Annotated in this window: 6 protein-coding genes; 5 read left to right on the top strand and 1 reads right to left on the bottom strand. The window is 70.2% G+C overall.

Annotated elements, in window-relative coordinates; genetic code table 11:
- The first annotated feature begins 206 nt into the window (after window positions 1–206).
- The 4 genes from J1C73_RS25170 to J1C73_RS25155 all read left to right on the top strand — a co-directional run bounded on the left by J1C73_RS25170 (window position 207) and on the right by J1C73_RS25155 (window position 6314).
- Complete coding sequence (locus tag J1C73_RS25170) at window positions 207–866, top strand: response regulator transcription factor (RefSeq protein WP_123462356.1); 660 nt, start codon at window positions 207–209, stop codon at window positions 864–866.
- A gap of 282 nt (window positions 867–1148) precedes the next feature.
- The gene (locus J1C73_RS25165) at window positions 1149–3101 is read left to right on the top strand and encodes a 2-oxoacid:acceptor oxidoreductase subunit alpha (RefSeq protein ID WP_207318389.1); all 1953 of its coding nucleotides are present in this window, start codon (window positions 1149–1151) and stop codon (window positions 3099–3101) included.
- Entirely contained in the window at window positions 3094–4200 is a 1107-nt protein-coding gene (locus J1C73_RS25160; RefSeq protein ID WP_207318388.1) for a 2-oxoacid:ferredoxin oxidoreductase subunit beta, read from the top strand. The genes J1C73_RS25165 and J1C73_RS25160 overlap by 8 nt, the downstream gene beginning before the upstream one ends.
- 158 nt (window positions 4201–4358) lie before the next feature.
- Window positions 4359–6314 carry an APC family permease gene (locus J1C73_RS25155; RefSeq protein ID WP_207318387.1) on the top strand — a complete coding sequence of 652 codons (1956 nt, stop codon included), beginning with the start codon at window positions 4359–4361 and terminating at the stop codon, window positions 6312–6314.
- A gap of 60 nt (window positions 6315–6374) precedes the next feature.
- Here the strand turns inward: J1C73_RS25155 and J1C73_RS25150 are convergent, their stop codons facing one another.
- Window positions 6375–6722 carry a winged helix-turn-helix transcriptional regulator gene (locus J1C73_RS25150; RefSeq protein ID WP_185095434.1) on the bottom strand — a complete coding sequence of 116 codons (348 nt, stop codon included), beginning with the start codon at window positions 6720–6722 and terminating at the stop codon, window positions 6375–6377.
- A gap of 196 nt (window positions 6723–6918) precedes the next feature.
- On the opposite strand from J1C73_RS25150, the gene J1C73_RS25145 reads away from it, so the two are divergent.
- On the top strand, window positions 6919–7779 hold the full coding sequence (locus tag J1C73_RS25145) for an SDR family oxidoreductase (protein WP_207318386.1): 861 nt from the start codon (window positions 6919–6921) through the stop codon (window positions 7777–7779).
- The last annotated feature ends 66 nt before the right edge of the window (window positions 7780–7845 follow it).

The following is a 7845-nucleotide window of genomic DNA, read 5'->3' as shown; positions in this document are numbered from 1 at the left end:
GCCCCCTCCCCCTCGCCCTGCCCGGCCGCCGGGCGGACCCGGATACCGGGCCCGTCCGGCGGCCGGGCTCTCCGCACCCCGCGAGGCGACGCAACCCTTCGAGCGTTCGCGGCGTCACCGCCGATGCTGGGATGCTGGGATGCTGAACGGCATACGGCCGGGGAACAGCGGACAATGGGGGAAGAGAAGTCGTGGTGGAGGACAGGGTGCGCGTAGTCATCGCCGAGGATTCGGTACTGCTCCGGGAAGGACTCACCCGGCTGCTGACCGATCTCGGTCATGACGTCGTAGCGGGGGTCGGGGACGCGGAGGCGCTGATCAAGACGGTGGGCGAGCTCGCCGCGCAGGACGCGCTGCCCGATGTGGTGGTCGCCGACGTGCGGATGCCGCCGACCCACACCGACGAGGGTGTGCGGGCCGCGGTGCGGCTGCGCAAGGAGTACCCCGGGATCGGGGTGCTGGTCCTTTCGCAGTACGTGGAGGAGCAGTACGCCACCGAGCTGCTGGCCGGCTCCAGCCGGGGGGTGGGGTACCTGCTGAAGGACCGGGTCGCCGAGGTCCGGGAGTTCGTGGACGCGGTGGTCCGGGTGGCACAGGGCGGTACGGCGCTGGACCCCGAGGTGGTGGCGCAGCTGCTGGGCCGGAGCCGTAAGCAGGACGTGCTGGCCGGACTGACGCCCCGTGAGCGCGAGGTCCTCGGCCTGATGGCGGAGGGGCGGACGAACTCGGCGGTGGCGAAGCAGCTGGTGGTGAGCGACGGCGCGGTGGAGAAGCACGTCAGCAACATCTTCCAGAAGCTCGGGCTGTCCCCCAGCGACGGCGACCACCGGCGGGTGCTGGCCGTGCTGACCTATCTGAACTCCTGATGCCGCGGCCAACTATCTGACACTCTGTCAGATAGTTGCCGGGCGCTCCCGGCGGCGTCCGGACAGGGAAGCCGGCGACTCGCTCCACACCCTCCCCAGCGAGGGTCCGACGAGGAACCGGGCGGCTGATGAATCATGACGGAACAGCGCCGAAATGCGTCTCAAAAAGACGTCCACCATGCGATCGGCCAGAGGAAGGCGACCCTTACACACGTAGGGTGGCCCTGGGACCGCCGGCGGGCCGGATGGTTCCGAGCCGCCGCGCCGAGGGAGGTCCAGTAAGTGACCAGCCAGGTCAGTAGCCCAGCCGAACAGGCCGATGAGGCCAGTGAGGCGCTCGTGGGGGGACAGCGTGCCTCCCAGTCCGCAGCAGGCAACGGGGACAAAGAGATCCGCCGTCTGGACCGGGTGATCATCCGTTTCGCGGGTGACTCCGGTGACGGTATGCAGCTCACGGGAGACCGGTTCACGTCGGAGACCGCTTCCTTCGGGAACGACCTCTCCACCCTGCCGAACTTCCCCGCCGAGATCCGGGCCCCCGCAGGCACCCTGCCGGGCGTGTCGTCGTTCCAGCTGCATTTCGCCGACCATGACATCCTGACCCCCGGCGACGCGCCCAACGTGCTCGTCGCGATGAACCCGGCCGCGCTCAGGGCGAATATCGACGATGTGCCGCGCGGCGCCGAAATCATTGTGAACACCGATGAGTTCACCAAGCGCCCGATGGCCAAGGTCGGGTATGGGACCAGTCCGCTGGAGGACGGCTCGCTGGAGGCGTACAACGTCCACCCGGTGCCGCTGACCACCCTCACCATCGAGGCGCTGAAGGAGTTCGGGCTCCCCCGCAAGGAGGCCGAGCGCTCCAAGAACATGTTCGCGCTCGGGCTGCTCTCCTGGATGTACCACCGGCCGACCGAGGGCACCGAGAGCTTCCTGCGGGCCAAGTTCGCCAAGAAGCCGCAGATCGCCGAGGCGAACGTGGCCGCGTTCCGGGCCGGCTGGAACTTCGGGGAGACCACCGAGGACTTCGCGGTCAGCTACGAGGTGGCCCCGGCCACCCATGCCTTCCCCACCGGCACGTACCGCAACATCTCGGGGAACCTCGCGCTGTCCTACGGGCTGATCGCCGCGGGCCGGCTGGCGGACCTGCCGGTCTATCTGGGCTCGTACCCCATCACCCCGGCCTCCGACATCCTGCACGAGCTGTCGAAGCACAAGAACTTCGGCGTACGCACCTTCCAGGCCGAGGACGAGATCGCGGGCATCGGCGCCGCGCTGGGCGCCGCGTTCGGCGGTGCGCTCGGGGTGACGACCACGTCGGGGCCGGGGGTGGCGCTGAAGTCGGAGACCATCGGCCTCGCCGTCTCCCTCGAACTGCCGCTGCTGATCATCGACATCCAGCGCGGCGGCCCGTCCACCGGTCTGCCCACCAAGACCGAGCAGGCCGACCTGCTCCAGGCGATGTACGGGCGCAACGGCGAGGCCCCGGTCCCGATCGTCGCCCCCAGGACCCCGGCGGACTGCTTCGACGCGGCGCTCGACGCCGCCCGGATCGCCCTGACCTACCGCACCCCGGTCTTCCTCCTCTCCGACGGCTACCTGGCCAACGGCTCCGAGCCCTGGCGCATCCCGGAGGTCGACCGGCTTCCGGACCTGCGCGTCCAGTTCGCCGGCGGCCCGAACCACGAGCTGGCGGACGGCACCGAGGTCTTCTGGCCGTACAAGCGCGACCCGCAGACCCTGGCCCGCCCCTGGGCCGTGCCCGGCACCCCCGGCCTCGAACACCGCATCGGCGGCATCGAGAAGCAGGACGGCACCGGCAACATCTCCTACGACCCCGCCAACCACGAGTTCATGGTCCGCACCCGGCAGGCCAAGATCGACGGCATCGAGGTCCCGGACGTGGAGGTCGACGACCCCGCTCAGGCCCGGACGCTGGTCCTGGGCTGGGGCTCCACCTACGGCCCCATCACCGCCGCCGTCCGCCGGCTGCGCGCCGCCGGACAACCCATCGCCCAGGCACATCTGCGCCATATCAATCCGTTCCCGCGGAATCTCGGCGAGGTGCTGAAGCGTTACGACAAGGTGGTCGTCCCGGAGATGAACCTCGGGCAGCTGGCCACGCTCATCCGGGCCAAGTACCTGGTGGACGCGCACAGTTACAACCAGGTCAACGGCATGCCGTTCAAGGCCGAGCAGCTCGCGACGGCCCTCAAGGAGGCCATCGATGCCTGAGACCAATGAGCTCCTGCAGTCCGGGACCGGGGCCGGAACCGAGGCCGGGGCCAACGAACTCCTCCAGCTGGTGCCGAAGTCCGAGGCCAAGCAGTCGATGAAGGACTTCAAGTCCGACCAGGAAGTGCGCTGGTGCCCGGGCTGCGGCGACTACGCGGTCCTCGCCGCCGTGCAGGGCTTCATGCCCGAGCTGGGACTGGCGAAAGAGAACATCGTCTTCGTCTCCGGCATCGGCTGCTCCTCCCGTTTCCCGTACTACATGAACACCTACGGGATGCACTCGATCCACGGCCGCGCCCCGGCCATCGCCACCGGACTCGCCTCCTCCCGGCGGGACCTGAGCGTCTGGGTGGTCACCGGTGACGGCGACGCGCTGTCCATCGGCGGCAACCACCTCATCCACGCCCTGCGCCGCAACGTCAACCTGAAGATCCTGCTCTTCAACAACCGGATCTACGGGCTCACCAAGGGCCAGTACTCCCCCACCTCCGAGGTCGGGAAGATCACCAAGTCGACGCCGATGGGATCGCTGGACTCCCCCTTCAACCCGGTGTCGCTGGCGATCGGCGCGGAGGCGTCCTTCGTCGCCCGTACGGTCGACTCCGACCGCAAGCACCTCACGAGCGTGCTGCGCGCGGCGGCCGACCACCCCGGCACGGCGCTGGTGGAGATCTACCAGAACTGCAACATCTTCAACGACGGCGCGTTCGAGGTCCTCAAGGACCGGGAGCAGGCCCAGGAGGCCGTGATCCGGCTGGAGCACGGGCAGCCGATCCTCTTCGGCACCGACAGCTCCAAGGGTGTCGTACGGGACCCGCGGACGGGTGATCTGTCGGTGGTCGCGGTCACCGAGGAGAACCGCTCGCAGATCCTCGTCCACGACGCGCACGCCGCCAACCCGAACACCGCGTTCGCGCTGTCCCGGCTCGCCGACCCGGACACCCTGCACCACACCCCGATCGGGGTGCTGCGCAGCGTCGAACGGCCGGTCTACGACACGCAGATGGCCGAGCAGCTGGACAGCGCCGTCGAACGGGACGGCAAGGGCGACCTGGGCGCGCTGCTGGCGGGCACCGACAACTGGACAGTGGTCGGCTAGGACGGACGGCGGCATATCGCCGTCCGCCCTGTCCCGCGAGTGACGCGGCCCCCGGGAGTGCTCTCCCGGGGGCCGCGTCACTCGCCGAACGGGCTGACTTTCCGGGCGTCCGGCGATTGCGGACCGGGCTCCGGCCGGCATCCGCGCACCATGTGGCCATGACCCTGGACCGCCCGGCGTACCGCATCAAACGACAACTGCTCGGCAAACCGCTGACCACCGAGCGCATCAGCGACGAGAAGCTGAACAACCGGACGGCGCTGGGCGTGCTCGCCTCCGACTGCATCAGCTCGTCCGCGTACGGCTCCGAGGAGATGCTCCGGGTCCTCGTGCCCGTCGTCGGCGCCGCCGCCTTCACGCTGATCATGCCGGTGACCTTCGCGATCCTGCTGGTGCTGCTGCTGCTGACGCTCTGTTACAGCGATGTGGTGACGATCTACACCCGGGCGGGCGGGTCGTACGTCGTCGCCCGGGAGAACTTCGGGCCGAACGTCGCGCAGATCGCCGCGGTGGCGCTGCTCGTCGACTACATCGTCACCGTAGCCGTGCAGGTCTCGGCCGGCACCAACGCCCTCATCTCGCTCGCCCATCTGGCCGGCGGCAACTTCACCGGCCTGGACCATCTCCAGCTCCCGGTCTCCGTCGCCGTGATCGTGATTCTCGCGTACGGGAATCTGCGCGGGGTCCGTGAGGCGGGCCGGCTCTTCGCGCTGCCCGCCTACCTCTTCATGGCCGCCGTCGGCCTGATCTTGGTCGTCTCCGCGCTGCGCGGGCTCACCGGCGGACTGCCGCACGCCGATCTGCACGCGGCCGGGGTCGTGCCGCTCGGCACCCCGGGCGAAGGCTGGCTCTACGGCGCCTCGCTCTTCATCGTGCTGCGCTCGTTCGCCAACGGCGGTTCGTCCCTCACCGGGCTCGAAGCGATCTCCAACGGCATCTCCGCGTTCCGAGAGCCCCAGGGCCGCAACGCGCGCCGCACCCTCATCACCATGAGCGTGATCCTCGGCATCCTCGTACTCGGTGTCTCCACGCTGGCGCACTTCACCCACGCCGTCCCGTACACGGACGGCACGCCGACCGTCATCGCGCAGGAGGCCCATCTCGCCTTCGGCGGCGGGGTCCTCGGCACGGTCGGGCTGGTCTTCGTGCAGCTGGCGACCGCGCTGGTCCTCTACACGGGTGCCAACACCCCGTTCACCGGCTTCCCCTACCTGGCCAGCTTCGTCGCCGAGGACCGGTTCCTGCCGCGGGTGCTGACCCGGCGCGGGCACCGTCTCGCGTTCTCCAACGGCATCATCGCGCTGACCGTCGTCTCACTGGCGCTGCTGCTGGCGACCGGCGCCAGCGTGGACAAGCTGGTGGCGCTGTACGCGATCGGCGTGTTCACCGCGTTCACCATGGCGGGGGCCGGCCTCACCGTCTACCACCTGAGACGCCAGGACCGATACCGCAGAACGAAGATCACGCTCAACGCGCTCGCCGCGGTCACCTCGGCCGCCGTCGTGCTGATCTTCGCGGTCACCAAGTTCACCGAGGGCGCCTGGCTGGTCGTGGTGGTCTTCCCGCTCGGGGTGTGGACGCTGACGCGGATCAACCGCGAGTACCGGCGCGAGGCCGCCGCGCTCCAGGGCATCCAGGCCCCGGGCGCGGACCGGGCGGTCTACCGGCGCCATCTGGTCCTGGTCCTGGTCGAGACGCTCGACCTGGCGACGCTGATGGCCCTGCGGTACGCCCATGAGCTGCGCCCCGACGAGATCCGGGCGGTGCACTTCTCGATCGACGAGGCGTACGCCAGGCGGCTGGCCGCCCGCTGGGAGGCGACCTCCGCCACCGCCGTCCCGCTGGAGCTGGTGAACTGCCCGGACCGGCGGCTGCGCCACGCGATGAAGGAGCTCGCGTACCGCAGCACCGAGGACGGGGAGACCTGGCTGACGGTCCTGGTGCCCCGGCGCATGTACACCAACGCACTCGGGAAGATGCTGCACCGGGGCACGGGCGAGAAGATGGGGAAGACGCTGACGCAGCTGCCGCACGTGGTGGTGACGATCCTGCCGTTCGACGTCTCGCGGGCGCTGCGGGCGATGGAGGAGCGGCCTCGGTCCCGGCCGCAGTGACCCCGTCCCACCCGGCTCGGCCCGCCCCGTTCTGCCCGACCCGGACCGGCTCTGCCCGAATCAGACCGAACCGGCCCGGCCGCTCGCGTCGTACGCCGTGCGCGCCGCGTCCACCGCGTCCAGGTGCCGTTCCGACCAGCGCGCCAGGCCCCACACCTGCTCGGCGGCCTCCCGGCCCATCGCGGTGAGCGTGTAGTCCACCCGGGGCGGGATGACCGGCTTGGCGTCCCGGTCCACGAAGCCGTCGCGCTCCAGCGTCCGGAGCGTCTGCGACAGCATCTTCTCGCTGACCCCGCCGACCTCGCGGCGCAGCTCGCTGAAGCGGTACGAGCGCTCCAGCAGGGCGGCGAGCACCAGGACCCCCCAGCGGCTGGTGACGTGTTCGAGCACCACCCGCGAAGGACACATCGGCCGCCGCACGTCCACCTGCCGCACGCCCGCCTGTCGCACATCGGGCCGCTGCTCCGGATCGGCTTCCACGTTCCTTACTCCCATACCAGTACCTTACTTCAAAGTGCGTACTTTCTTTTGGTTAGTGCTGCTCCTAAGGTGAGTAACAGAACGCACGAACGGAACATGAGCACCTAAAGAGGAGCAAAACCCCATGAGCATCGTCGTCACCGGAGCCACCGGAGAGCTCGGCCGCCTCGTCATCGACCAGCTGCTGACCACCACGCCCGCCGACGGGATCGCCGCCGTCGTCCGCGACAAGGAGAAGGCCGCCGGCCTCGCCGCCCGCGGCGTCGAGCTCCGGATCGCCGACTACGACCGGCCGGAGACCCTGACCGGGGCCTTCCGGGCCGGCGACCGGGCCCTGCTGATCTCCGGCAGCGAGGTCGGCAGCCGGGTCCGGCAGCACACCGCCGTCATCGACGCGGCCAAGGCGGCGGGCGTGGCGCAGCTCGCGTACACCGGCGTCCTGGGCGGTCCCGACGCGGACTTCCTGCTGGCCGCCGAGCACAAGGTGACCGAGCAGCTGATCCTCGACTCCGGCCTGCCGTACACCTTCCTGCGCAACGGCTGGTACACCGAGAACTACACGGCCAATCTGGCCCCCGTCCTGGCCCACGGCGCCGTGGCGGCCAACGCGGGCGACGGCAGGGTCGCCTCCGCCACCCGCGCCGACTACGCCGCCGCGGCCGCCGCCGTACTGACCGGCGAGGGCCACCTGGGCAAGGCCTACGAGCTGAGCGGCGATGTCGCCTGGTCGCTCACGGAGTACGCCGCCGAGGTCGCCAAGGCGTCCGGCAAGGAGATCGCCCACAACGACATGCCGGCCGCCGCGCACCAGGAGATCCTGGTCGGCGCCGGTGTGCCCGCAGACTTCGCCGCGATCCTGGTGGACGTGGACGAGGCGATCCGGCGGGGGCTGCTCGCCGGCACCAGCGGCGACCTGGCCCGGCTGATCGGCCGCCCGACGACCCCGCTCGCCGAGACCGTCGCGGCAGCGGTCGCCGCCCAGTAGGCAGAAGAAGCGCGCCGCGGGAGCCCGCGGCAGGGGTGCGCGACAGGGCCCCGGACCCGGTGTCAT

This window comes from Streptomyces laculatispora (assembly GCF_017353455.1).
GTDB classification, from domain to species: domain Bacteria; phylum Actinomycetota; class Actinomycetes; order Streptomycetales; family Streptomycetaceae; genus Streptomyces; species Streptomyces laculatispora.
This window is presented reverse-complemented; position numbering and strand designations above follow the sequence as displayed.